The organism is Achromobacter sp. KK8 (assembly GCF_054188005.1).
The window spans coordinates 4,487,708-4,511,284 of the sequence record NZ_CM135178.1 but is presented as its reverse complement, the minus strand read 5'-3'; the positions used below and the strand labels follow the sequence as shown (position 1 = coordinate 4,511,284).

Sequence of the window (23,577 nt, the reverse complement as noted above, 5' to 3'; positions counted from 1 at the left end):
AGGCATGGCGGGCGCTCAGCGCCCGAAAGTGATGTTGATACCGGCGAACAGCGTGAACTGCGGCAGGCCCTCGCCCTTGTGCGCCACGGTCCACTGCGGTTCGACGAAAGCATTGAAGATGTTCCCGCCCACGCGCCAGGCCTTGCCGGCGCCCAGGCCCACCGGGATGTAGTAGTCGTTCTTTTGCAGATCGAAGGTCCAGGTGGCCGTCGACCGCAGGTACCACCCCTGTTGCAGGTTGCGGATCACGAAGGGCTGCACGGTGGCGGTATGGACGGTGTCCCGGCCGCTCTGGCCGGCAAAGGAATGCTGCCATTGCACCAGCCCGCCCAGCAGCCCGCCGGGGCTGGGGTGCACCACCACCGCCGCCAGTCCGCCAGACCACTTGCCCGCGCCCAGTTCCCGGCTGGTGGCGGTCGGCATGGTCAGCATCGGCCCCACGCCCACGTCCAGCGTGCCCTGGCCGAGCAGGAAGATATCGAACAGGTTCAGGTCGCCCAGGCCGGTCCTGTAGCCGCCATCGAGCGCGGGCCGGGTGCTCAGCGGTGCCGTCACGCGCAATATCTGCGGCACGCCGATCCAGTCGCCCGGCGCGATCGGAATCGTGGGCCGGACCAGAAAATCATTGGTATGCGCGTTGCCGCCGAACAGCCTGGGCGTGTAGTAATTCTGGAAATTGAGCGAAGGCGCGAGATTGAGCGGATTATTGCTCTGGTTTGCGTCGTCCGCCGACTGCGCCCAGGCCTGGGCACCGAGACATAATGGCGCGCAGGCGCCGATCAAGGCCAGAAAGCCTGGCCGTCCCCTTGTTCTGCCCGCAAACAACATCGTGCCCATGCTTCGTTCCCCATTGAATGGTTCATCGTGCAAAGACAAATTCGCTGCTGGTGCCGCCGATTTATTCGGCCCTTGCTGAATGAAAACTTATTATTAACGGGCCGAAATTTTCGACAATATTCTCATAATCTTTTGAATTGACCAATAGTGCGATCAATCACGCCGCCGCCCACCCGGATTGAAACGAATGCGTGGCCGGCCGCCGCCGTGAGAATACGGGAATGCCGCCACGGCATTCCCGCAGCGCGCGTGTAAACCACAGGCGGCGGCAGGCCGCGATCAGGCCGCGCCGGTAGCGGCGGTGGCGTCGGTCGCCTTGCGCGCATGGACCTGGTCGATGCGCAGGCCGTCGCGGCGCGTGACCTCGAAGCGCCAATCGCGCCATGCGACCACATCGCCGGTTTCCGGGATACGCCCCTCCGCCCTCAGCAGCAGGCCGGCCAGCGTGGCGTCGTCGGCGTCATCGGCCAGTTCCGCCGCGTCCAGCAGCCGCGCCGCCTCGGCCAGCGCCAGCCGGCCATCGAGCAGCCATGATCCGTCCGACAGTTGCAGCGCCTCCGGCGGCGCCTCGGCATGTTCCGGAAGCTCGCCCGCCACCGCGGTCAGCACGTCCATCGGCGTCACCAGCCCTTCGCACACGCCGTGCTCGTCCACCACGATCAGCATGTGGTCGCGCGACGCCCGCAGTTCGTCCAGCACCTTGAGCACCGGCGTGGTTTCCATCACGTAGCGCGGCTCGCGCGCCAGTTCCACCAGGTCGATCGGGCCGGGGTTGCGCAGCAGCGCCAGCAGGTCCTTGAAGTGCAGCACGCCCAGCACGTTGGCCGGATCGCCGGCGCACAGCGGCAGGCGCGAGTGGCCCGAGGCGAACTTGCGCACGATCTGGTCGGGTGTGTCGGCGACATCCAGCCAGACCATGTCGCCCCGCGCCACCATGATGGCGCGCACGTCGTGCGCGCCGATGGCCAGCACGCGTTCGATCATCGAGCTTTCCTCCGGCGCGAACGCCGGTTCCTCGCCGACGCTGTCCACCAGCGCCACCACTTCGTCAGCCTGCTGCGGCACGTGGCCGCCACGGCCGGCGCGCAACAGCCGCAGCACCGCCTGCGCGGTGCGCTGGCGCCGTCCCAGGGCGTGCGTGCCCTTGGCGCGGTTGCGGCGCGCCAGCTGGTTGCACAGCTCGATGAGGATCGAGAAGCCGATCGCGGCGTACAGGTAGCCCTTGGGCACATGGAAGCCCAGGCCCTCGGCCACCAGGCTGAAGCCGATCATCAGCAGCAGGCCCAGGCACAGGATCACCACGGTCGGATGGCGGGCGACAAAGCCCATCAGCGGACGGCTGGCCAGCATCATCACGGCCATCGCCACCACCACCGCGATCATCATGATGCTCAGGTCCTGCACCATGCCGACCGCGGTGATCACCGAGTCCAGCGAGAACACCGCGTCCAGCACCACGATCTGCAGGATCACCTGCCAGAACACCGCGTGCTGCGGCTTCTGGCCGGAATCGTGAGCGCTGCCGCCCTCGACCCGTTCATGCAGTTCCATGGTGCCCTTGAACAGCAGGAACAGGCCGCCCAGGATCAGGATCAGGTCGCGCCCGGAGATCTCGGCGCCCAGCACCGTGAACAGCGGCGCGGTCAGCGTCACCACCCACGCGATGCTGGCCAGCAGGCCCAGGCGCATCACCATGGCCAGCGTCAGGCCGATCATGCGGGCGCGGTTGCGCTGCGCCGGCGGCAGTTTGTCGGCCAGGATGGCGATGAACACCAGGTTGTCGATACCCAGCACGATTTCAAGAATGACCAGCGTCGCCAGGCCAAGCCAGGCGGTCGGGTCGGACATCCAGTCGAAAATCATCAACGTTCCACAAAGAAAATTCGGGGCGGGCGGGCGTGGGCGCCCGGCAGCCCGCAAGCCGTCGGCAGGGACGGACGGGAAAGCAAGGGATCAGGGCCCGCGGCCCGTCCGGGAATCGCGGGCAAGAGGCGGCCCGGCGGCGCGCGTCCGCCTATGCGTGGCGTCGGCGCCGTCGCGCAATCGTGGGGAGTCGGCCAGCAACGGCCGGATGCCGGAAGTCGGCAGGGAGGAGAAACCGGGCGCCGCTGCGTGAGCGGCGCCGTACTAGGAGGCGGGTCGTCGGTCATAGATGGCGAAACCGTCCTTGCTTGCCGTGGCAAACGCGGGCCGCATGTTCCGCCGTGCTCTCATTCTTTCAGGAACCTGAATATTAGCTGAAATGTAAAGAGAAGAAAAACCCGGGTTGGCCCGGATGCGCCAGTTGTCGCGGCCCCCAAATCAGTGACAAACTCAGCACACGAACACATATGCTGTCGCGGGATCCCTTTCACTCGGGAGCCGAACGCTCCGGAGGTCGTTGCCTCGCGGGCCGCAGCGCCGCAGGGCAAGCCTCGCCGGACGCCGGCTCCGCCGCTGGAGCGATGCATGGACGACCAACCAGTTTCCGGACGGCGCGGATTGCTCAAGGCCCTGGCCGTGGGCCTGCCCGGCGCCGCGTGGGCCCCGCGGCCCCAGGCCGCGCCCGAGCCCTCCCCGCCCGCCGCCGAACCGCCGAACCGCACGCTCAAGTTCTTCAATGCGCAGGAAGCCGCTGCCATGGACGCGATCGCCGCGCGCCTGATTCCGGCGGACGAACTCGGCCCGGGCGCCAAGGAAGCCGGCGTGACCCAGTTCCTGGACGGCCAGTTGGCGGGCGCCTGGGGCGCGGGCGAGCAGTTCTATCGCCAGGGCCCGTTCGAAAGCGGCACCCCCGAACAAGGCTACCAGCTGTCGTTCACGCCCGCCGAGATGTTCCGGCGCGGCCTGGCCGCGCTGGACGTCGCCACCCGCAGGCAGGACGGCAAACCCTATGCCGAACTGGACGCCGCGCGCCAGGACGCCTGGCTGCATGACATGCAGGCCGGCAAGCCCGACTTTTCACCGCTGCCATCGGACGTGTTCTTCCAGGCGCTGCTGGACGCCACCATCGAAGGCTTCTTCTCCGACCCCTTGTACGGCGGCAATGTCGACATGGTGGGCTGGAAGCTGGTGGGCTTTCCAGGCGCCTATGCGTCATTTTCCAACGACATCGAGCGCCATGGCGTGATCTGGGCCGGCAGGCCCGTCTCCATCGCCAACGCGCGCGGCCACATGGGCAAACCGGGAGACGGCCATGGCTAAGACGCTGCCCGCGGTGGATGTGGCGATCGTCGGCGGCGGCTGGACCGGCGCCATCATCGGCAAGGAGCTGGCGGCCGTCGGCCAGCGCGTGGTGGTGCTCGAGCGCGGCGAGGCGCGCTGGCCCTCGCCCGACTTCCAGGGCCCCTACGTCCATGACGAACTGAAGTACACGCGGCGCCACGAACTGCACCAGAACGCGGCGACCGAGACCTTCACCTTCCGCAACAACACCGACCAGAAGGCGCTACCGATGCGCCGCTGGCAATTCGCCTATCCCGGCACCCACCTGGGCGGCGCCGGCAACCATTGGTCCGGCGCCTATTACCGCTTCGATCCCACCGATTTCCGTCTGCGCAGCCACTACACCGAACGCTACGGCGCGAAGATCTTCGATCCCGAACTGACCTGCCAGGACTGGCCGCTCACCTATGACGAGCTGGAACCCTATTTCGACCGCTATGACTACCTGATCGGCGCTTCCGGCCAGGCTGGCAACATCAAGGGGCAGAAGCAGGAAGGCGGCAACCCGTTCGAGCCCTGGCGTTCGCGGCCCTACCCCAACCCGCCGATGAAAGTGCCGTACGCGCCGGCGCTGTTCGGCGAGGCCGCCAGACAGCTCGGCTATCACCCCTATGTGCAGCCGTCGGCGCTCTGTACCCGGCCCTACGTGAACAGCGAGGGGCTGCACATGAGCGCCTGTGTGTATTGCGGCTTCTGCTCCAACTTCGGCTGCGAACATTTCGCCAAGGCTTCGCCGCAGGTCTGTATCCTGCCGGTGGCGCTGAAGCTGCCGACCTTCGAGATCCGCACCGGGGCCCACGTGCTGCGGGTCGAACTGACGCCCGACAAGAAGCGCGCCCGCGGCGTGACCTACGTGGACGCGGCCGGCGCCGAGATCTTCCAGCCGGCCGAGATCGTGGTGCTGTGCGCCTTCGGCATCAACAACGTGCGCCTGCTGCTGCTGTCCGGCATCGGCCAGCCCTACGATCCGGTCACGGACAAGGGTGTGGTGGGGCGCAACTACACCCACCAGACCACCTCGGGCGTGAACCTGTTCTTCGACGAGTCGGTGAACATCAATCCGTTCATGGGCGCGGGCGCCGTGGCCGTCACCATGGACGACTTCAGCGCCGACAACTTCGATCATGGCCCGCATGGCTTTGTCGGCGGCGGCTATCTGCAGATCCAGGTGGTCAGCGGCGCGCCCATCGGCTTTCACCCCACGCCCAAAGGCACCCCGGCCTGGGGCGCCGAGTGGAAGAAGGCGGTCAAGCGCTACTACAACCACGCCGCCAACATCACCATCACCGGCTCGGCCCAGCCGTGGCGCGGCGGCTACCTGAGCCTGGATCCGACCTACAAGGACGCCTGGGGCCTGCCGCTCCTGCGCGTCACCTACGACTTTCCCGACAACGACATCCGCATGTCGGCGTTCCTGACCGAGCGCGGCGACGAGATCGGCCGCGCCATGAAGGGCGTCACGCGCACCGAGCCCGGTCCTCGCAAGCGGCCGTTCTCCGCCACGGCGTACCAGTCCACCCATCTGACCGGCGGCGCCGCGATGGGCAACGACCCGGCCACCAGCGTGGTCAACCGCTACGGCCAATCCTGGGACGTGCCGAACGTCTTCGTCACGGGCGCGGCCTTGTTTCCGCAGAATTCGGGCTACAACCCCACGGGCACGGTAGGCGCCACCGCCTACTGGATCGTCGAGAAAATCAAGGCGGACTATCTGCGTTCGCCAGGGCGGCTGGTGTCATCATGATCGAACATCGCAACGGCATCCTGATCGCGGTGGCGCTGATGGTGGGCGTGCCCGCCATCACGCTGGTCGCCACCCTGCACCAGATGTTCGGCACTGGCGGCGAGGGCCCCATCCGGGCCAGCGCCGTCCAGGCCCCCGCGGCGGCGGCGCCGGCCGCATCGCCATCGCCATCGCCATCACTATCGACAGCGGCGCCGACACAGGCGCCCCGCGCCGCGGCCGGCGCCACCCCGCCCGCCTCCGCCGCGGCAACGCCAGCCGCGCCCGCGCCGGTGCCCGGCCGCGGCGCGCTGGACTTCAGCGCGTCACGGCCGGTCTGGGAAGGCTATCTGCGCGGCGCCGACCCGGAACAGGGCAAGCAACTGGCCGCCGCCGGCAAGCCGGCCGCCGGCGTGCAGGCCTGTGTCGCCTGCCACGGCCAGGCCGGCATCACCCCCAGCGGCGGCATCTTCCCCAATCTCGCGGGACTGACCGCCGAGTACATTGCCAAGCAATTGGCCGATTTCCGCCAGGGCACGCGCAAGCAACCGCTGATGGACACTATCGCCCAAGGGTTGAGCGAGCAGGAGATCGGCCAGTTGGCGGCCTACTACGGCAGCCTGGCCGGGCCGCCACTGCACGTGGGCGAAGCCGGCGGCGAAGCGGCGCGCAAGCTGGACCAGGTTGGCGACGGCACCCGCGCCCTGCCCGCCTGCGCCAATTGCCATGGCCTGCGCGGCCTGGGCGAAGGCCCGCTGCTGCCCCGGCTGGCGGGCCAGTCCAAGGAATACTTCGCAGACCAGATCAACGCCTTTCGCAACGGATCGCGACAGAACGACGACGTCGGGGTGATGCGGGCGTTCGCGCAACGCCTGACCGACAGCGAGGTGGAGGCGCTGGGCCAGTATTACGCCGGCACGCGCTGAAGCCATCGCGGCACGCGGCGGGCCCGGGCAAGGAGCCGGCCCATTGCCGCGCCGCTTGCGGCGCGCGCGCCGCCGCAGACGTGTCGAACAGGAATTTTCCCTTGGTGTTTTCCCTTATCCGTTCTTATAATTGCGGCACCTTCAACCACCCCGAGATCATTGTGGACAACGACGGATGTAGTCGATACACGACTGCTTGCGCCGCTTGACGCAGGATCCGCAGAGTTTTCTGCCGAGTCCTGCGTAAAGCCAGGACAAGGCCATCCGGCCCGGACACCAGCCCGCTCGCGCGCGCATCGACCGGCCCCGGCCCTCTCCCCCATCAGCTTGCCGACGCGAATCGCGGGCCTTGTCGCGCCCGCGCCGCGACCGGCGGGCGGCGCATGCATGTGGACCTTCCACCGTACTCCCCCTGGAGACGACCATGCGCATCAAGAAATTCCTTCCCTTCCTGGATGGCGGCGCCGCCGTGCGCGGCATGACGGCGGCGGCCCCGGCCGCGCGCGCCGCCACCCCCACCTACCAGTTCACCATCGTCAGCGTCGCCGACACCCTCAACGCCCTGCGCAAGCAGCTGTACTTCGAACTGCAGGCGCTCGACCTGCGCGTGCTGAACGTGCGCATCTCGCGCCAGGAGGCCGGCCAGCTCGCCAGCACCACGGTCACGCTGCAGTGCCCGCCGCAATTGCGCGGCCTGCTCAGCGCCGTCGCCCTGCGGCTGGGCCAGAGCCCCGACGTGCGCCGGGTGCATTGGGAAAACGAGGACGGCGCCCGCATTGCCGTGCTGCCCGCCTGAGCCATGGAAAGGAGACTGTCATGAAAGACCCGTACAAATGCCTCCTCGTTGCCCGGGTGGTTGCATTGCTGCTGCTGTGGCTGGTGGCCTTCGGGCTGACGCTGGCCTCCGTCTGGCAATTGCCCTGACCCGGTCCGATACGACGCGACCTGCCGAATCCGAGAACAACAACATGAAGAACTTCGAAAACATCCAGCTGCTGACGCTGGCCAATACCCTGATCAGCCTGGCGACGGCATTCGTGCTGGGCTCCATCGTCGGTTTCGAGCGGCAATACCGTCAACGTACCGCGGGCCTGCGCACCAACGCGCTGGTGGCGGTGGGCGCCGCGATCTTTGTCGACATGGCCTTTCGCGTCGGCGGTCCCGACGGCGGCGCGCGGGTGATTTCCTACGTCGTGTCCGGCGTGGGATTTCTGGGCGCCGGCGCCATCATGCGCGAAGGCGGCAGCATCCGCGGCCTGAACACCGCCGCCACGCTATGGGGTTCGGCCGCCATCGGCGCCTGCGCCGGCGCCTCGCTGATCCTGGAGGCGCTGGCGGCCACCGCCTTCGTGCTGGCCGCCAACACGTTGCTGCGGCCGCTGGTCAGCCACATCAATCGCCAGCCGGTGGATGCGCAGACCACCGAAGTCACGACCGTGATTCACGTTATCGCGCACGTGGACCAGCGCCAGGCTGCCATGACCGTGCTCGAGGACGTGCTGGAGGCCGAGCAACTGCCCTTGTCCGAACTGAAGATCGACCAGTTCGGCGAGAACGAGGTCGAGATCGAGGCCGCGCTGAGCGAGGCATCGGTCGACGAACTGGACCTGGACCGCGTCACGGCCCGCATCGCCGCCGCCCCGGGCGTGCGCACCGCCTTCTGGGCCGCCCGCACCGTGTAGTTCCCGGGCGGCGGCAAAACCTTCTAGAATGGGCGTCGACCATGCGCCCCCGCTTCATGCCCCTTGCCCGCAACGCCGCCTGCCTTTGGCTGGTGCTGGCGCTGTTTGCGCTCAAGGCGCTGGTGCCGCCGGGCTTCATGCCCGCGACGCCGGGCGGCGGCACGCTGATCCAGCTGTGCTCAGCCGCCGGTCCGGTCTGGGTGGCCGGCCCCGCCAAGCGCGGCGACGCGCCCGACGAACGCCACGCGGCGCAGGCCGCCACCTGCCCCATGGGCGCCATGCTGGCCGCGGTGGCGCTGCCCTCCGCGCCGGCGGCACTGATCGCGGCCAGCGCCCTCATGACCCATCCGCTGGCGGCGCGCGCGCCGCCGGCCGTGGCCGAAGGTTCCCCGCCCGGCCCGCCACTGGGCGCCCGCGCCCCGCCCGCTTTCCCGGTACCCCGCTGATCGCTCCGCCGCGCCACGCGCGGCTTCATTGGCTTACCGAGAAATTCCATGTTCCATTCCCCCGCCAGGACGCCGCGCGTCCTGACACGGCGCCTGGCCGTCTGGGCCACGCTCGCCTGCGTCCCCGTCGCGCAGGCGCAATCCACGCCTCCCTCTTCTTCCCCCGCCGCTGCGTCCACGCCGCGCGACGTCGCCACCCTGCCCGCCATCGCCGTGTCCGCCGATGCCCCCGCGCCGACTCTGCTCGAGCCGGCCAGCACGGGCACGCTGCTGGGCCTGCGGCCCTTCGATACCCCGGCCAGCATCGAAATCCTGGACAACGAACAACTGCGCGCGCGCGGCGCGGTCACCGTCACCGATGCCATCACGCAGGCCGCCGGCCTCAGCGCCATGCGCCATCCCGGCAACGGCGGCTCGTCGCTGTCGTCGCGCGGTTTCACCGATTCGAACTCCGTTGCGCAGTTGTACGACGGCGTGCGCCAGTTCGGCGGCGTCGGCCAGACCTTCCTCTACGATCCGTGGGCGGTCGACCGCATCGAAGTCCTGCGCGGCCCGGCCTCGGTGCTGTATGGCGAGGGCGCCATCGGCGGCGTGGTCAACGTGATTCCCAAGAAGCCGACCCGCGGCCCGATCGAGAACGAAATCCAGACCACCGTCGGCACCCACGACACGCAGCGCCTGGGCTTGGGCAGTGGCGGCGCGCTCGACGACAAGTGGTCGTACCGGCTCGACATCAGCGGCAACCATACCGATTCCGGCCTCAGCCTGGGCGACTCGCGCGATTTCGCCGTGACCGCGGCGTTGCGCCTGGACGTCTCGCCCGACCTGAATTTCACGCTGACACAGGCCTACGCCTGGCAGGAGCCGACACGTTACTTCGGCACCCCGCTGATCGACGGCAGGATCGACTACGGCCTGCGGCGCCAGAACTACAACGTGGCCGACAGCAAGATCATCTACCGTGACAGCCGCACCGAGCTGAAGGCCGAATGGTCGCCCAACCCGGCAGCCCGCGTGCGCAGCCGCGTCTACTACATCGGCAGCGACCGCGACTATCGCGACGCCGAGAACTACACTTGGCAACCCGCCAGCGGCCTGATCCAGCGCAGCGCGTACACCGACATCCGCCACGACCAGCGGCAGGTCGGCACGGTCACCGACGCCGCCTTCGACGGCCATCTCTTCGGCCTTGCGAACAAAGTGGCGGTCGGATTCGAGCTGAACCACGCCTCGTTCAAGCACACCAACAATTCGCCGTACTCGGGCACCTCGCTGGTGGATCCGTACGATGTCGACCACGGCCGCTTCATCAACCTCGCCGGCACCACGCCGCGCTACCGCAACACCGCCGACCAGTACGCCCTGTTCGCCGAAGACCGGCTGATGCTGACACCCGGCTGGTCGGTGCTGGCGGGCTTGCGCTATGACCACATCGACCTGAAGCGGCGCGACCTGGTGGCCGGCCAGACCGCCTTCGACACCACGTTCAACAATGTCGGCTGGCGCGTCGGCACGGTCTACGACCTGCTGCCCACCCTGTCCGTCTACGGCCAGTATGCCGAAGCCGCCGACCCGGTCGGCAGCCTGTTGTTGCTGTCGCCGGCGAACAAGGACTTCGAGTTGTCCAAGGGACGCCAGGTGGAAGTCGGCCTGAAGCAGACGTTCTGGGACGACAAGGGCCAGTGGACCCTGGCCGCCTACCATATCCGCAAGGATCACCTGGTGAGCCGCGATCCCAATGACCCCGCGTTGCGCATCCAGGTCGGCAAGCAGTCCTCGCGCGGCCTGGAAGCCACGCTGGGGGTCGAACTGACGCCGGCCTGGCGTGTCGACCTGAACGCGGCCGTGCTGCGGGCTCGCTATGACGATTTCAGCGAATCGGTCAACGGCGTCGCCGTGTCGCGCGTCGGCAATGTGCCGACCGACGTGCCGCAACGCGTGGCCAACGCCTGGGTCAGCTGGAAATTCGCGCCGCAATGGACCGCCAGCGCCGGCCTGCGCTACGTCGGCAAGCGCTACGCCGACGCCGCCAACCGGCTGGAAATGGCCGGCTACACCACCACCAACCTGGCCCTGCAATGGGAACCGCGCCGCGACTTGAGCCTGGCGTTGCGGGCATTCAACGTGTTCGATCGACAGTACGCCGAGACGGCCTACTACAACCAGACGCAGTGGCTGCTGGGCGAAGGCCGCCGGGTGGAATTGAGCGCGAACTACCGCTTCTGACTCATTGGGTGAACAGGTCGGAAATCGCGTCGCCCAGGTCTTTCACCGCGCCGGCAACGCCCCCGGCCGCGCCTTCGGCCCCCACGCCGATGGCGCGGCCGAAGCCGCTCGCGATCTGCGCGGCGAACCCGCGCGAGGCCGAAAACTTGGGGTTGTCCAGGCTGCCGGAAAGCTTGAATTCCATGCGCAGGACTCCCTTGCGATTCTCCAGCGCCGCCAGCACGGCTTTGCGCGGCAACGAAAACAGCGAACCGTCGCCGCTGAATGCCAGGTCGCGCAGCGCCACCACGCCCGACGCCTCCAGTTGGCGCCGGGCGATGGTGGTGCGCATGTCCAGGTCCATCGCGCCGCCGGACAGCGATCCCGCGCCGTTGCCGGCCAGGTATGGCGCGGCGTGACGGACGTCCATGTTGCGCACCGCCACCGTGATGTCGGCATCGCTGCCGCCGAGCGTCAATGTGCCGTTGGCCTGCACCGTGGACGCGCCGCCGCGGTTGTCGCGCACCGCGCCCTGGAACGTGATGTCGCTGCGCTGGTCGTTGGCGGGCAACACCAGCGGTTGCAGGCGCGCCGAGACGTGGTCGAAGGCAATGCGATGCGGCGGCGTGGCAATGGCGGCGTCGATGAAATCCAGCCGGCCTTCCTCCAGGATGACGGCATCGGCCCGCAGCGGCCGCCGGCCCCGCGCCGCGGCGTCGCCGCCGTGACCTTCACGCAGGGCGGCCTGCAACGCCGGCGAAATCTGCATGTCGCCGTCGGCGCCGCGCAGCACCGCAAAATCGAAACCTTGCACGGTGATGCGGCGAAAGACGGCGACCTGCCCCAGCAGCGAGCGCCATTCGGGTTCCGCCACCACCCGCCGCGCGCTGGCTGGCGCCATGCCCGCGGCGCCGGCAATCCTCACGTCCGTCAACACCACCTCGTTGAAGCCCAGCCGCACCTCGCCAACCTGCGCGCGCGGCCCCAGCAGGCCGGCGATGCGCCGCTCCGCCACCCGGGTGCCGACCCAGGCCAGCACGGCCAGCAGCACGGCGGCCGCCAGGAGGATGACGAGGACCTTGCCCAGGAGCGAGCGGCGGCGCGGCGTGGCGGCATTCATGGCGATGGAGTGTCTCGTTCTGTCGATGGCCGCTGCGCGATCGCGTGGCGGCGGGCCTTGGAGCGGCCCTGCCCTGGCACCTTAACGACGGGCCGCGCATGGCGCAAGGCGGATGGCATCACCGGTATGCGTGGACCATCCAGGGCGGCGCGGCGCCGTGCCGCCGCCAGAGGCGCGATGCGCCGCCGGCGGCACGGCGCTCGCGGACAAGACGATGCCCGCGCAGCACGGGTTGCGCGGGCATCGTCACGACTCGAGTGCGCCGGTGGGCGCACCGGCCTGTGCCAGGCTTGTTCCGCAAAAACCGGTATACCCGGGTTCAGGGTGTCAACGCTGCGTCTGCGAACGCTGGCCGCCCTGCTGGCCCGGCTGTTGGCCCTGGCCACGGTCCTTGTCCACCTGCTGGCCGCCAGGCTGCTGCCCCTGAGAACGGTCGCGGTGCTGCGGATTTTCCTGGGATTGCTGCTTTTGCTGCTGCTTTTGCTGGTCGGGCTGATTGGGGTTTGCCATCGCAAGTCTCCTGAGAGGCGGAACCATTCCGCCAGGGACTTGCCAGCAACTGGCGTGCCCGGCCCCCCGCCCCTTGCGCCGTCAGCGGCTGTGGGGAATTTTGGCGGCAGTGGGCAGAAAAGGCGGCACGGCGCGCAGGCGCCGGAAAGACCGGACGCGGCGCGACTGCCGCGGCCTTATTGCGTGGTGACGTGCGCCGGCAGGCCGGCCTCGGCGTCCTGCGGATCGAAGGCGTCCAGCCAGGCCGAGGCATAGGTGGCGGGCGCGGCCAGCGGTTCGCCTCGGTCGCGCTGGACACGCAACCGCGTCATCAGGTCATCCAGCGGCATCGGCCGGCCCAGGGCGTAGCCCTGCCCGTAGCGGCAGCCGGCAGCCCGCAGGGCGGGAATGTCGGCAACGTTCTCGACGCCCTCGGCCACCACCCGCCAGCCCATCCGCGTGGCCAGTTCCGCGGCCGTGCGCAGCACCTCGAACGCCACCGCGCTGCGCCGCATCCGGGTGACGAAATACTGGTCGATCTTGACCTCGGACAACGGAATGGCCGACAGCAGTTTCAGGGAGGCATGGCCGGTGCCGAAATCGTCCAGGCTGACCTCGCAACCGGCCTGTTCCAGCTTTTCCAGGGTCGCGCGCAACGCCTCCAGTTCCTTGATGGGCTGGTCTTCGGTCAATTCGACCCGCAGCAGCGAAGCCGGCAGTTCGGCGGCATGGATGCGGCCCAGCAGGAATTCGACCGCGAGCTCGTCCGACAGCGTCGACGCCGGGGCATTGATTGCAATGGGAATCGCCATGCCGGCGCGCCGCATGGTCTGCAACATGTCGATGACGCGCTGCGCGACCCGCTCGAACAGCGTCCTGTCGAGCCCGAGCCGGTTGACGGCGGGCACGAACTCGGCGGGCATCACGATGCCCAGCTTGGGATGCTGCCAGCGCGCCAGCGCCTCGGCCGAAACGATGCGGCCGGTCAGCAGGTCGACCTGCGGTTGCAGCAACACCCGCAGGCCGTCTTTGCCTGTAATCATGGCGGCGACTTCCTGGTCGCTCACCACCGAGCTTGTGGAAGCCTCGTCGGTTGGCGTCATGTTCGCTCCTGAAGCACCCCGGAATATGACCTGCGCTGTCCGGGCGCATAACGGGGCGCATTGGACATGAGTATTCACATTCGGCCTGCAGGAATATGCTTACCGGCTCGTGTACTACCCAGCGTATTCGATCGCCAATGTTTTTTTATGCGATTTTGCGCATTTACTCCAGGCAATTCTGCGCCTGTGCGGCGCCAAAGTCACATATATGTAACCAGTAGTATTCAAGGCGAAGGATTCATGAAAATCGCATTACTCGGACGCTCGAATATTTCTTTGCGATTTCGCCTTGTCGACATGGTAGCGTTGCGCCTTTTCCGCCATTGCGGACTATCGTCCATTCGTGGTTTCCCGCGTGACTACCCTGCTATCCCGTTGGCGCCTTTCGCTGCGCCACGTCCTCTGGCTGGATGCCCTGCAAGCCGCCGCCATCAGCGCCGCGCCCGTGATCCTGGCCGTGCTCGCGCACGAGCCGCGGCTGGGCTGGACCGCCATCGCCGCGTTCTGGGCCTGCTTCGGCGATCCTGGCGGGCCCTTGCGCCAGCGCGCCGGCTCAATGCTGGCGCTGGGCCTGATCGGGGCGTTGTTCTGCTTCCTGGCCAGCGCCAGTGCCGGTCACCTGTGGCTGTTGTTGCCCTTGACCTTCGCCTGCTGCACCTTCGGCGGCCTGCTGCGCGTGCTTGGGCCGGCGGCCGCCATTGTCGGCACCCTGCTGTCGGCCGGCTTCGTGGTGGCGGCTGAATTGCCCGCGCCCACGCTTGCCGCCAGCCTGTCGTACACCTTGTTCTTCGTGGCCGGCGCGCTGTGGGCGATCCTGATGACCGCGCTGGTGTGGCGCCGCCGTCCCTGGAAGGACGCGACCCACGCGGTCGCGCACTGTTATCGCGGCCTGGCCGATTTCGCCGACGCGCTGGCCCGCATGTATTCGGGCCTGGCGCCGGCCGCCGGTCCGCAAGCCTGGAGCGCGGTCACCCGGCCCCAGCGCAGCGCACTGCGGGCCGCGCTGGAAGCGGCGCGCGTGCGCATCCGCGAGGTGCAGGATGCGCGCCCGTCGCGGCGCACCCGCGCCCAGCAATTGTTCTATCTGCTCGACAGCGCCGAAGACAGCTTCATCGCCCTGGTGGCCGCCGCCGACCTGCTGGAGTCGAACGCGCCGCGCTGGCTCGGCCGCGCCGCCGGCGCCCACCTGTCGCACGCCTTCCATCGCTACGCCAGCGTCGCCAACGCCATCGCCAGCACCTCGGACGTCGGCGACGCGCGCCAGGCCGAATGCCTGCGCGAACGGCTGGCCCACTTCGGCGCCGGCCTGCACGAGCTGCGTGGAGCCGCCATGGCCCATGCCCCCGACCTGGCGACCATGGTGCCGGTCCTGGACCGCCTGCAACAGACCGCCCAGTCGATCGCGCAGGCGCTGTTCGAGCGGGACGGGACCCCGGTCGCGCCCGCGCCGGCGGCGCGCGCGGCCACGCCGGCCCGGCTGGCGTGGCGCAGCCTGCGGCAGAACCTGCGTTTCGAGTCCGACGCGTTTCGTCATGCCTTGCGCGTGGGCATCGGCGCCACCATCGCGGTGGCGCTGTCCAGGACCTTCGAGGTCAATCACGGCTATTGGATGTCGCTGACGCTGGTGTTCATCCTGCAACCCTATTTCGCCGGCACCTGGCGCCGCACGCTCGAACGGGTGATCGGCAGCGTGGCCGGCGCCATCGGCGCGTCGCTGCTGGGACTGCTGCTGAGCACGCCGCTGTCGGTGGCATTGGCGGTGCTGCCGATCGCGCTCGGCACCTTCGCCGCGCGCACTGTCCACTATGCCTTGTTCACGTTCTTCCTGACCTCGCAGTTCGTGCTGGTCAGCCACATCCAGCAACCGGACATCTACGAACCGATGCTGGCGGCGCTGCGGGCCTTCAACAGTGTCCTGGGCGGGGTGCTGGCGCTGCTGGTCGGTTTCCTGGTATGGCCCGAAAAGGAACCCCGCCAACTGGCGGGCGCGCTCAGCCGCGCGCTGGAACACCATGCCGCCTACGCGCTGGCGCTGATCCGCGCCAAGAGCGGCGCCGGCACGGCCGACGACATTGTGGGCCTGCGCCGCCAGGCCTGCCTGTCGGCGGACAATGCCGAGGCGTCCTTGCAGCGGCTGCAACAGAACCCCGTGCATCGCGACCGCAAGGTGGATACCGCCGTCAATCTGTTGAACGCCATGCGCCGGGTGACCGCGGCCGGCACGGTGCTGGAGATCCAGCCGCCGCTGCCCCCGGACAGCCCTGCCGCGCCGGCCCTGCGCGACTACGGCCTGGCGCTGGCGCATGCGCTGCATCCGCAGGAACCCGAGCCGGCCGTCGCCATCCGCCAGCTGGCCTTGCCCGCCGCGGTGGCCGCGGCCGCGCCCACATTGGCCGGGCCGCTCGAGCGCATCGCGCAGCAGGCGCGCCAGGTGCGGCAACTGCGCGACCGGGTGCAGCAGGCCTGATCCCGGCGCCGCCGCGCCCATGTATTGCGGCAACGCCGGCAAACTGCGGACCGGTTGACGCCCATCAAGGGCGTTGGCGCGGGAACGCGCAACGATGGAGGCCTACCGCACTCAAAAGGAGGCCGCCATGTACCGCCGCATTTCCGTCCACCTGGACCACGGATTCGATTGCCCCCGCCGCACCGCGGTGGCCCTGGCCCTGGCCAGGCGCCACAAGGCCGAATTGGTCGGCATCTACGCCAGTTCCGCGCCCCTGCAGTATTACTACGGTGAATCCGTGATGATGTCGCGGACCCTCGACGTGATGCGTGACCTGCAGGCGCAGAATCGCGGCGCGGTGCAGAACGCCTTCCTCGAAGCCGCCGCCGCGGCCGATGTGCCGGCCGTGGTGCGCGCCGGCGCCAGTTCGCCCAGCGCCAGCGTGGCGCTGCTTGGCCGCACCAGCGATCTGCTGGTCGTCAGCCAGCAGAACCGCGAGGACATCGAGGCCGCGCACGAAAACGAATTCGTCGAGCAAACGCTGCTGGCCGCCGGCCGGCCGGTGCTGGTGGTGCCGTCCAGCGGCGACTTCCCCGTGATCGGCGATCGCGTCCTGTATTGCTGGGACGGCAGCCGCGAGGCCGCGCGGGCGCTGGCCGACGCCGCGCCGCTGCTGCGCCTGGCCGCGCATCTGGTGGTGCTGACCATGGACGAAGGCGCCGCCACCCGCAAGGAGGAAGCGGTGCCGTTCGAGGACCTGGCCACCTATTGCATCGCCCAGGGCATGCCGGCTCCGGATCACGCGCGCCGCGACATCAAGGGCGTGGGCGTGGGCGGCACCATCCTGAACGCGGCGGCCGACTACAGTGCCGACCTGGTCGTCATGGGCGCCTACGGCCACAGCAAATTCCGCGAATGGGCGATGGGCGGCGCCACCGCGTCGATCCTCAAGAGCATGACCGTGCCGATCATGTTCTCGCATTGATCCCGGGCCGCGCGCCCGCGCCGCGTCAGCCGCGAGGCGGGGGCACCGGCGTCAGCACGGCCTGGCCGGCGAAATGCGCGCCGGCATTTTCCAGGAACAGGGCCACCGTCGCCGACACCGCCTCGGGCGAACGTCCGGCGCTGTGCGGCGTCAACACCACGTTGTCCAGCGCCAGCAGCGCCGGCGGCACCACCGGCTCGCCTTCCACCACGTCCAATCCGGCGCCGGCGATACGGCGGCCGGCCAGCGCGGCGATCAGCGCATCGGTATCGACCACGCTGCCGCGGGCGATGTTCACCAGATAGCCTTGCGGCCCGAGCGCGTCGAGCACCGCGGCGTCCACCAGGTGGCGCGTTTCGGCGCCGCCGGGCGTGGCGACCACCAGAAAATCGCTGGCCTCGGCCAGCGCCCTCGGGCTGTCGTAGTACGCATAACCGCAATCGGGCCGCGCCCGCCGGCTGTAATACCCCACCGTCATGCCGAAGCCATTGGCGCCGCGCCGGGCGATTTCCAGGCCGATGCTGCCCAGGCCCAGGATGCCCAGGCGCTTGCCCGATACCTGCGGTCCCATGAACCCGCTCCAGTGTCCCTGGCGCACCCAGGCGTCGGCCTGCGGAAGGTGCCGCGCCACGCCCAGCAGCAGGGCCATGGCATGGTCGGCCACCGAGGTGGCGTTGGCGCCGGGACCGTGCGTGACCTGCACCCCGCGCGCGCGGGCGGCGGCCAGGTCGATGTTCTCGAAGCCGACGCCCAGCGAACAGATCAACGACAGCCGGGGCAGCGCCGCCATCTCGTCGGCGCGAAAGCCGGTGGCCCCGCGGGTCAGCACGACCCGGATCTCGTCCGCATGGTCACGAATGGCGCGGGCGCGTTCCTCTGGCGTGGTGGCGAGGATGCAGCGAAAGCCACGGTCTTCGATCGCGGGCAGGAAATCGTGCACGCTGTCTATCAATATCAACAAGGGGATCTTCATGTCGCTACAGGAGGGAGGCAGTGAAAACTCGATGGCGCCAAAAAGCGCCGGCAGATCTTACGCCTCGGTACAATTGCGCGCCACCCGCCTCCCCCGCCATCGACCGCGCCATGAAAGCCAAGCTCCGAAAATCCCTGCGCACCGCCGTGTCATTCCTGCACCGGTGGACGGGCCTGGTCCTGGGCGTGGTGCTGGTCCTGGCGGGCCTGAGCGGCAGCCTGCTGGCCTTCGATCATGAACTGGATGGATGGTTGAATGCCCGCATGCTGCGCAACACGGCCGGCGCCTGCAACACCGCGCAGCCCCCTTCGGCCGCCGCCGGCGCGGTCCAGCGAGCCTGGCCCGGCGCCGAGATCGGCGCCATCACCCTGCCCCAGGCCGCGGGCGACAGCTATCGAGTGCAATTCAGGCACGACGCGACCGCGGACAACGAGGCAGGCGTGGACGCCTGCTCCGGCCAGTTGCTGGCCAGCCGCAACCGCGATGCGGTCGCGCTGGACCGGGCCCATGTGATGCCATTGCTGCTGCGCTGGCACATGACGCTGTTGCAAGGCAAGACCGGCCGCGAAATCCTGGGTTGGCTGGCGCTGGCGTGGCTGGCGCTGTTGGCGGCTGGCATCTATCTGGCGTGGCCCCGGCCCGGGCACTGGCGTCGCTCGGTGACCGTGACGCGCGGCGTCGGCGCCTTTCGCACCAGCTACGAACTGCATCGCGCCGCCGGGCTGATAACCGCGCTATTCCTGCTGGTGGTGGCGGGCACCGGGTTTTTCCTGGGCCTGCCGCAACTGGGCCGGCAACTGGTCGCCAGCGTGGCCACGGTGCCGCTGGATGCGCGCGCCGCCGTGCTGCCGGCGCTGGGTCCGGCCGAACCGGAGATCGGCTGGGACGGCGCCGCGGCCCGGGCGCGCGGCCTGGCGCCGGCCGATGCCACCCTGGTGATGCTGCGGCGCGATCCGGCGCGCGGCGTCTACCAGGCGCGCGTGCGCCGCGCTGATGACTGGCAGCCGGTCGGCACCCTGCGCATGTTCATCGACATGCGCAACGGCGCCCTGGTATCGGCGGCCGACCCCATTTCAGGCACGGCCGCGCAACGCTTCCTGGCGGTGATGTTCCCGCTGCACTCGGGCAGCCTCTACGGCTTGCCGACCCGCATCCTGACGGCGGTGCTCGGCCTGCTGCCGTTGCTGTTCTTCGCGACCGGGGTGATCATCTGGATCAGCCGCCGGCGCCTGCAGCATCGCGGCCGCCAGGCGGCGCAGGCGCGCGCACGCGCGGCGCGGCAAGCCTGAGCCGGCCGTCGCGCCGCGCGCCCGCCGCACGGCCCGTCCAGGGGCGCGTTGGCGGCGGCCCGCCCCTGCTCCCGCAGCGGCGGACGCGCCTGGGACGCCGCGCTACAGGCGTCCTGTCAGCAGCAGCACGATCAACACAATGAGCACGATCCCCAGCAGGCCGCTGGGGTAATAGCCCCAGCCCCGGCTATACGGCCACGCGGGCACGGCACCGATGAGAAGGAGGATCAGGACGATCAGCAGAATGGTAGACATGATGGCTCCGTTTGTTCTTGGTTCAAGCGCGGCCCGCGCGCTCAGTGGACCGTGGCGGTCTTGTCCCGGGCGGGTGGCGGTTCAAGCGGCGGCAGGTCCACCTCGGGCTCATCGGTGTCCGGATCGACCGGCAAGTCGCCCGGCGGCGAGCCTGGCGGAATCGGCTCCGGCTTCGGCGGAACGTGCAAATACAGATGGTCTGGCATGGCGCTCTCCTGTAAATACGCTGCGGGTCGCGCGGCCGGGCGGTTCCCGGTCCGCTCCCCTCTGGACACGCTGGCGCTCAGGGGCGCGCCAGCGCAAAAACGCGCAGCAGTTCCCGATTGAATGCGGGGATGTCGTCCGGCTTGCGGCTGCTGATCCAGCGGCCATCCACCACCACTTCCTCATCCACCCATTGCGCACCGGCATTGCGCAGGTCGTCGGCCAGCGACGGCCAGCTGGTCATCTTGCGGTCCTTGACCAGGCCCGCCGAAATCAGCAGCCAGGCGCCATGGCAGATCACCGCCACGGGCTTGCCGGCCTCGTGCAGGGCGCGCACCAGCTCGCGCGCGTCGGGATGCAGGCGGATTTCGTCGGCGTTGACCACGCCGCCCGGCAGCAGCACGGCATCGAACCTATCCGCTTCCGCGCGCGCTTGCGCGAACGTCAGGTCCACCTGGACGCGCTCGCCCTTGTCGTGGTGGCGCATGCCCTGCACGTCGCCGTGCCGCGCCGACACGATGACGGTGCGCGCTCCCTGCGCGCGCAAGGCGTCGCGCGGGTCGGTCAGCTCCACCTCTTCAAATCCGTCCATCACCAGAATGGCGACGTTGAAGTCCTGTAGTGTCTGTGTCATTCAATACTCCCGGTTTGCGGCAAGACATCCCTCAGCAAGCGGCGTGCCCGTGAGCCAGTGACTTGCCGCGGCCCGGGGGGAGCCGGGCACGCGGCTTGCTCCAGGCCGGCGCCACCTGCAGGAGGGCCCATGGCAAACCGCAGCCCCGCGCCGCGCGAGCGCGGCGCCGATGACGCGCTGGTCTATATGGACGACACCGGGCCCGGCTATTCCCGGGTGCGGGTCAACGGCGCGACCTTCCATTACCTGGATACGCATGGCAGGCGCATCACCCGCGCGGCGGAGTTGGCGCGCATCCGCGCCCTGGCGATCCCGCCGGCGTACGAAGATGTCTGGATCTGCCCATTGCCGCATGGCCATCTGCAGGCGACCGGGCGCGATGCGCGTGGCCGCAAGCAATATCGCTACCACCCCGCTTGGGCACGGTTGCGCGACGCCGACAAATACCAGAGTCTGGGCGCGTTCGGCCTGCAGCTGCCCCGCATCCGGCGCCGGGTGCAGCACGACTTGCTGATGCCGGGTCTGCCTCGGGCCAAAGTGATCGCCGCGGTGGTGCGCCTGCTGGACGACACCCTGATCCGCATCGGCACGCGTGAATATGCGCGCGCCAATCGCTCCTACGGCCTGACCACCCTGACGCGACGCCACGCCAGCGTCAGTGGCGACCGCCTGCGCTTCCGATTCCGCGGCAAGAGCGGCGTGGCGCATGACGTGACGGTAAGAGACCGGCGCATCGCCCGGGTGGCCAAGCGCTGCCTGGAGATCCCCGGCCAGCAATTGTTCCAGTACCTGGACGAAACCGGCGAGGCCCATGGCATCGATTCGGAAGCGGTCAATGCCTATCTGAGGGAAGCCGGCGCCGCCGATTTCAGCGCCAAGCACTACCGGACCTGGGCGGGTTCCGTGCTGGCCTTCGCGGCGCTGCAGGCGCGCCCCTGGGTCGATGAACGGCAGGCGCGGCAGGCAGTGGTGGACGTCATCAAGCAAGTATCGCGACGGCTGGCCAATACGCCGGCGGTCTGTCGCGCCTGCTACGTGCATCCATCGATCATCGAGGAATATCTGGCGGGGCGACTGCCGCCGCGCGCCGCCGCGCCCGCGCGGCCGCGCGGCCTGAATGCCGACGAGCGGCGGCTGCTGGCCTTCCTGCGGGACGCCTGAGCGGCCCCTGGCCGGGGTCGCTCAGAGAATCGACGAGCGGGCGTTCTTGGCGCGCGGTTGCGGCTGGGCGTTGTCGGCCCAGTTGGATTCGGTCTGGTCGTCGGCCACCCGGCGGCCGTCGCGGGCGGCTTCGTCCGGGGTGGCCGCGTCGGGCCTGGGGGGCTGGCGCGGCACGTCGACCGGCGACTGCGGCGGCAATACCTTGCCTGAAGCCGCAGCCGCGGCGCCGCTGCGCGCCTGCCGTTCGGCGCGGGGCTTGCCAGGCGATGATGATGGCGTGGAGGTCTTGGATGAAGTCATGCGAAACGCTCCCGATAAATCCGCTGTGGTCCGGTCCATGCTACGGCATGCGCCGCCTGGACAGCATGCGCGCGCGGCTCAAATTGCAAGCGGATGTGGCAGGACCCGCAGGAGCGCCGGTTCACGGTAAAACGAACATTCACAACGAGATGCAATGCAAGATCCCTACGGGGCCGATACATGCCAGCCTTTTCTCCATGCGCCGCGCCCGTAACCCGTATAAGGGAACGCGGCCATGTTTTCGCCAACGCAGACTCCAGGAGCTTCCCATGGCCAACAACCATACCCCCGCGCCCTCGGACTTTCCCGAGAACGGCCCCGACGACCGCGGCGCGCGCCGCCGCCGTCACCCCGAAAGCTGGATCGACGATCTCGAGGCCACCCTCAGCGACGCCTCGGCCACCGACCTGGAGGCCCTGAAGGCGCGGCTGGCCGAGCAGTTGCGCGATACCCGCCACAGCCTGCGCAACGCCTCCGACAGCGCCCAGGACATGGTGCGCGAGACCATCGACTGCACCGAGCAGTACATCCATGCGCGTCCCTGGCAGGCGATCGGCCTGGTGGCCGGCGCGGCATTCCTGTTCGGCGTGGTGGTGGGCCGCCAGTAAGGCAGGCGGGTCGCGCGCGCCGGCGGCGCGCGCGGGCATGGCAGTTGCTCGGGATGGCCCGAGGGCGCACCGGCGCCCGCCATCCAGGGAGATCCGCATGACGCAATCCGACGACGCCGCGCCTGGCTCGCGACCCCACCCGACGCCGCCCATGCCGGCCCAGCACCTGCCCAAGCCTGGCGAAGAAGCGCGCATGGCGCTGCGGCCGCAGTATCTGGCGCCCGGCTACCAGGGCAGCGGCAAACTGGCCGGCATGGCGGCCATCGTCACCGGCGGCGATTCGGGCATCGGCCGCGCGGTCAGCGTGCTGTTCGCGCGCGAAGGCGCGGACGTTGCCATCGTCTATCTCAACGAACACGAAGACGCCCGCGAAACCGAGCGCGCGGTGCGGGCCGAAGGCCGGCGCTGCCTGCTGATCGCAGGCGACGTGCGCGAATCGGCTTTCTGCGACCGGGCCGTGGAACAGGCGGCGCAAGCCTTTGGCCGGCTCGACGTGCTGGTGAACAACGCCGCGTACCAACAGCACGACGAAGGGCTGTCGGCCATCAGCGACGAAAAGTGGGACAAGACCCTGCGCACCAACATCTACGGCTATTTCTACATGGCGCGCGCGATCCTGCCCCATCTGCGCGCGGGCGCCGCCATCATCAACACCGGCTCGGTCACCGGCCTGCGCGGCAGCGGCGGCCTGCTGGACTACTCCACCAGCAAAGGCGCCATTCATGCATTCACCCGCTCGCTGGCGTCGAACCTGGCCAGCCAGGGCATCCGCGTCAATGCGGTGGCGCCGGGACCGGTCTGGACGCCGTTGAATCCCGCCGACCGCGACGCCGACGAAATCCCGTCTTTCGGCCAGGACACGGAACTGGGCCGGCCAGCCCAGCCCGAGGAAATCTCGCCCGCCTATGTGTTCCTGGCGGCGCCGGCCTGCTCCAGCTACATCACCGGCATCGTGCTTCCCATCACGGGCAGCGCGGGCGACTGAGG

General features: G+C 69.1%; 23 protein-coding genes. 13 read left to right on the top strand and 10 right to left on the bottom strand.

The annotated features are described in order from the left end of the window. Positions 1-15: 15 nt before the first annotated feature. Positions 16-783: a hypothetical protein gene (locus ACVN9Z_RS20955; RefSeq protein ID WP_241072583.1), complete on the bottom strand. Its 768-nt coding sequence runs from the start codon at positions 781-783 to the stop codon at positions 16-18. A 333-nt stretch (positions 784-1,116) separates the two neighbouring features. Continuing rightward, complete coding sequence (locus ACVN9Z_RS20950) at positions 1,117-2,700, bottom strand: TerC family protein (RefSeq protein ID WP_054497083.1); 1,584 nt, start codon at positions 2,698-2,700, stop codon at positions 1,117-1,119. 585 nt (positions 2,701-3,285) lie between these two features. On the opposite strand from ACVN9Z_RS20950, the gene ACVN9Z_RS20945 reads away from it, so the two are divergent. The 7 genes from ACVN9Z_RS20945 (at position 3,286) to ACVN9Z_RS20915 (ending at position 11,044) form a co-directional block, all read left to right on the top strand. After that, positions 3,286-4,020 carry a gluconate 2-dehydrogenase subunit 3 family protein gene (locus ACVN9Z_RS20945; RefSeq protein ID WP_054443415.1) on the top strand — a complete coding sequence of 245 codons (735 nt, stop codon included), beginning with the start codon at positions 3,286-3,288 and terminating at the stop codon, positions 4,018-4,020. Next, positions 4,013-5,785 carry a GMC family oxidoreductase gene (locus ACVN9Z_RS20940; RefSeq protein ID WP_006386359.1) on the top strand — a complete coding sequence of 591 codons (1,773 nt, stop codon included), beginning with the start codon at positions 4,013-4,015 and terminating at the stop codon, positions 5,783-5,785. The genes ACVN9Z_RS20945 and ACVN9Z_RS20940 overlap by 8 nt, the downstream gene beginning before the upstream one ends. Further along, the gene (locus ACVN9Z_RS20935) at positions 5,782-6,690 is read left to right on the top strand and encodes a c-type cytochrome (RefSeq protein ID WP_458212574.1); all 909 of its coding nucleotides are present in this window, start codon (positions 5,782-5,784) and stop codon (positions 6,688-6,690) included. Before ACVN9Z_RS20940 ends, ACVN9Z_RS20935 begins: the two co-directional genes overlap by 4 nt. A 424-nt stretch (positions 6,691-7,114) precedes the next feature. Next, positions 7,115-7,486, top strand: coding sequence for a hypothetical protein (locus ACVN9Z_RS20930; protein WP_006386357.1), 372 nt, complete (start codon positions 7,115-7,117; stop codon positions 7,484-7,486). Positions 7,487-7,658: 172 nt separating this feature from the next. Then, complete coding sequence (locus ACVN9Z_RS20925) at positions 7,659-8,372, top strand: MgtC/SapB family protein (RefSeq protein ID WP_006386356.1); 714 nt, start codon at positions 7,659-7,661, stop codon at positions 8,370-8,372. A gap of 41 nt (positions 8,373-8,413) precedes the next feature. Next, positions 8,414-8,818, top strand: coding sequence for a DUF2946 family protein (locus tag ACVN9Z_RS20920; RefSeq protein WP_045953145.1), 405 nt, complete (start codon positions 8,414-8,416; stop codon positions 8,816-8,818). 48 nt (positions 8,819-8,866) lie between these two features. Next, the gene (locus tag ACVN9Z_RS20915; RefSeq protein ID WP_458212573.1) at positions 8,867-11,044 is read left to right on the top strand and encodes a TonB-dependent receptor; all 2,178 of its coding nucleotides are present in this window, start codon (positions 8,867-8,869) and stop codon (positions 11,042-11,044) included. 1 nt (position 11,045) lies between these two features. Here ACVN9Z_RS20915 and ACVN9Z_RS20910 read toward each other — a convergent pair whose 3' ends face one another. The 3 genes from ACVN9Z_RS20910 to ACVN9Z_RS20900 form a co-directional block, all read right to left on the bottom strand. Continuing rightward, complete coding sequence (locus ACVN9Z_RS20910) at positions 11,046-12,143, bottom strand: DUF748 domain-containing protein (RefSeq protein WP_054439756.1); 1,098 nt, start codon at positions 12,141-12,143, stop codon at positions 11,046-11,048. A 327-nt stretch (positions 12,144-12,470) separates the two neighbouring features. Next, a complete protein-coding gene (locus tag ACVN9Z_RS20905) occupies positions 12,471-12,653 on the bottom strand; it encodes a hypothetical protein (protein ID WP_045953144.1) in 183 nt (60 codons plus the stop codon). Positions 12,654-12,829: 176 nt separating this feature from the next. Further along, positions 12,830-13,735 (bottom strand): EAL domain-containing protein, encoded by a 906-nt coding sequence (locus ACVN9Z_RS20900; RefSeq protein WP_054472128.1) that lies wholly within the window; start codon positions 13,733-13,735, stop codon positions 12,830-12,832. Positions 13,736-14,090: 355 nt separating this feature from the next. Here ACVN9Z_RS20900 and ACVN9Z_RS20895 point away from each other — a divergent pair, with 355 nt between their 5' ends. Next, positions 14,091-16,202 (top strand): FUSC family protein, encoded by a 2,112-nt coding sequence (locus tag ACVN9Z_RS20895; protein WP_054439889.1) that lies wholly within the window; start codon positions 14,091-14,093, stop codon positions 16,200-16,202. Between the two features lie 127 nt (positions 16,203-16,329). Beyond that, positions 16,330-17,166, top strand: coding sequence for a universal stress protein (locus ACVN9Z_RS20890; protein ID WP_006386350.1), 837 nt, complete (start codon positions 16,330-16,332; stop codon positions 17,164-17,166). A 25-nt stretch (positions 17,167-17,191) separates the two neighbouring features. Here the strand turns inward: ACVN9Z_RS20890 and ACVN9Z_RS20885 are convergent, their stop codons facing one another. Continuing rightward, positions 17,192-18,139 carry a 2-hydroxyacid dehydrogenase gene (locus ACVN9Z_RS20885; RefSeq protein ID WP_020927595.1) on the bottom strand — a complete coding sequence of 316 codons (948 nt, stop codon included), beginning with the start codon at positions 18,137-18,139 and terminating at the stop codon, positions 17,192-17,194. Positions 18,140-18,249: 110 nt separating this feature from the next. On the opposite strand from ACVN9Z_RS20885, the gene ACVN9Z_RS20880 reads away from it, so the two are divergent. Beyond that, positions 18,250-19,428, top strand: coding sequence for a PepSY-associated TM helix domain-containing protein (locus ACVN9Z_RS20880; RefSeq protein ID WP_047990747.1), 1,179 nt, complete (start codon positions 18,250-18,252; stop codon positions 19,426-19,428). A gap of 102 nt (positions 19,429-19,530) precedes the next feature. On the opposite strand, the gene ACVN9Z_RS20875 is transcribed toward ACVN9Z_RS20880, so the two are convergent. The 3 genes from ACVN9Z_RS20875 to ACVN9Z_RS20865 form a co-directional block, all read right to left on the bottom strand. Further along, positions 19,531-19,683 carry a DUF3309 family protein gene (locus ACVN9Z_RS20875; protein WP_006386347.1) on the bottom strand — a complete coding sequence of 51 codons (153 nt, stop codon included), beginning with the start codon at positions 19,681-19,683 and terminating at the stop codon, positions 19,531-19,533. Between the two features lie 41 nt (positions 19,684-19,724). After that, on the bottom strand, positions 19,725-19,889 hold the full coding sequence (locus ACVN9Z_RS20870) for a hypothetical protein (protein ID WP_020927593.1): 165 nt from the start codon (positions 19,887-19,889) through the stop codon (positions 19,725-19,727). Positions 19,890-19,966: 77 nt separating this feature from the next. Further along, entirely contained in the window at positions 19,967-20,521 is a 555-nt protein-coding gene (locus tag ACVN9Z_RS20865; protein ID WP_006386346.1) for a type 1 glutamine amidotransferase domain-containing protein, read from the bottom strand. A gap of 129 nt (positions 20,522-20,650) precedes the next feature. Here ACVN9Z_RS20865 and ACVN9Z_RS20860 point away from each other — a divergent pair, with 129 nt between their 5' ends. Beyond that, positions 20,651-21,682: a DNA topoisomerase IB gene (locus ACVN9Z_RS20860; RefSeq protein ID WP_038503485.1), complete on the top strand. Its 1,032-nt coding sequence runs from the start codon at positions 20,651-20,653 to the stop codon at positions 21,680-21,682. 21 nt (positions 21,683-21,703) lie between these two features. On the opposite strand, the gene ACVN9Z_RS20855 is transcribed toward ACVN9Z_RS20860, so the two are convergent. Beyond that, the gene (locus ACVN9Z_RS20855) at positions 21,704-21,982 is read right to left on the bottom strand and encodes a hypothetical protein (protein ID WP_024068798.1); all 279 of its coding nucleotides are present in this window, start codon (positions 21,980-21,982) and stop codon (positions 21,704-21,706) included. Between the two features lie 269 nt (positions 21,983-22,251). Here ACVN9Z_RS20855 and ACVN9Z_RS20850 point away from each other — a divergent pair, with 269 nt between their 5' ends. Continuing rightward, positions 22,252-22,590, top strand: a complete 339-nt coding sequence (locus ACVN9Z_RS20850) for a DUF883 family protein (protein WP_020927590.1) — start codon at positions 22,252-22,254, stop codon at positions 22,588-22,590. 97 nt (positions 22,591-22,687) lie between these two features. Further along, the gene (locus ACVN9Z_RS20845) at positions 22,688-23,575 is read left to right on the top strand and encodes an SDR family oxidoreductase (protein WP_053499778.1); all 888 of its coding nucleotides are present in this window, start codon (positions 22,688-22,690) and stop codon (positions 23,573-23,575) included. Positions 23,576-23,577: the final 2 nt, after the last annotated feature.

Excerpts from the sequence above, each read along its gene's own strand:
- ACVN9Z_RS20860 (WP_038503485.1), top strand. The coding sequence starts at position 20,651 with ATGGCAAACCGCAGCCCCGCGCCGCGCGAGCGCGGCGCCGATGACGCG.
- ACVN9Z_RS20890 (WP_006386350.1), top strand. The coding sequence starts at position 16,330 with ATGTACCGCCGCATTTCCGTCCACCTGGACCACGGATTCGATTGCCCC.
- ACVN9Z_RS20900 (WP_054472128.1), bottom strand. The coding sequence starts at position 13,735 with ATGACGCCAACCGACGAGGCTTCCACAAGCTCGGTGGTGAGCGACCAG.
- ACVN9Z_RS20850 (WP_020927590.1), top strand. The coding sequence starts at position 22,252 with ATGGCCAACAACCATACCCCCGCGCCCTCGGACTTTCCCGAGAACGGC.
- ACVN9Z_RS20945 (WP_054443415.1), top strand. The coding sequence starts at position 3,286 with ATGGACGACCAACCAGTTTCCGGACGGCGCGGATTGCTCAAGGCCCTG.
- ACVN9Z_RS20915 (WP_458212573.1), top strand. The coding sequence starts at position 8,867 with ATGTTCCATTCCCCCGCCAGGACGCCGCGCGTCCTGACACGGCGCCTG.
- ACVN9Z_RS20920 (WP_045953145.1), top strand. The coding sequence starts at position 8,414 with ATGCGCCCCCGCTTCATGCCCCTTGCCCGCAACGCCGCCTGCCTTTGG.
- ACVN9Z_RS20845 (WP_053499778.1), top strand. The coding sequence starts at position 22,688 with ATGACGCAATCCGACGACGCCGCGCCTGGCTCGCGACCCCACCCGACG.
- ACVN9Z_RS20910 (WP_054439756.1), bottom strand. The coding sequence starts at position 12,143 with ATGAATGCCGCCACGCCGCGCCGCCGCTCGCTCCTGGGCAAGGTCCTC.
- ACVN9Z_RS20870 (WP_020927593.1), bottom strand. The coding sequence starts at position 19,889 with ATGCCAGACCATCTGTATTTGCACGTTCCGCCGAAGCCGGAGCCGATT.
- ACVN9Z_RS20950 (WP_054497083.1), bottom strand. The coding sequence starts at position 2,700 with ATGATTTTCGACTGGATGTCCGACCCGACCGCCTGGCTTGGCCTGGCG.
- ACVN9Z_RS20880 (WP_047990747.1), top strand. The coding sequence starts at position 18,250 with ATGAAAGCCAAGCTCCGAAAATCCCTGCGCACCGCCGTGTCATTCCTG.
- ACVN9Z_RS20855 (WP_024068798.1), bottom strand. The coding sequence starts at position 21,982 with ATGACTTCATCCAAGACCTCCACGCCATCATCATCGCCTGGCAAGCCC.
- ACVN9Z_RS20935 (WP_458212574.1), top strand. The coding sequence starts at position 5,782 with ATGATCGAACATCGCAACGGCATCCTGATCGCGGTGGCGCTGATGGTG.
- ACVN9Z_RS20905 (WP_045953144.1), bottom strand. The coding sequence starts at position 12,653 with ATGGCAAACCCCAATCAGCCCGACCAGCAAAAGCAGCAGCAAAAGCAG.
- ACVN9Z_RS20930 (WP_006386357.1), top strand. The coding sequence starts at position 7,115 with ATGCGCATCAAGAAATTCCTTCCCTTCCTGGATGGCGGCGCCGCCGTG.
- ACVN9Z_RS20940 (WP_006386359.1), top strand. The coding sequence starts at position 4,013 with ATGGCTAAGACGCTGCCCGCGGTGGATGTGGCGATCGTCGGCGGCGGC.
- ACVN9Z_RS20885 (WP_020927595.1), bottom strand. The coding sequence starts at position 18,139 with ATGAAGATCCCCTTGTTGATATTGATAGACAGCGTGCACGATTTCCTG.
- ACVN9Z_RS20865 (WP_006386346.1), bottom strand. The coding sequence starts at position 20,521 with ATGACACAGACACTACAGGACTTCAACGTCGCCATTCTGGTGATGGAC.
- ACVN9Z_RS20875 (WP_006386347.1), bottom strand. The coding sequence starts at position 19,683 with ATGTCTACCATTCTGCTGATCGTCCTGATCCTCCTTCTCATCGGTGCC.
- ACVN9Z_RS20925 (WP_006386356.1), top strand. The coding sequence starts at position 7,659 with ATGAAGAACTTCGAAAACATCCAGCTGCTGACGCTGGCCAATACCCTG.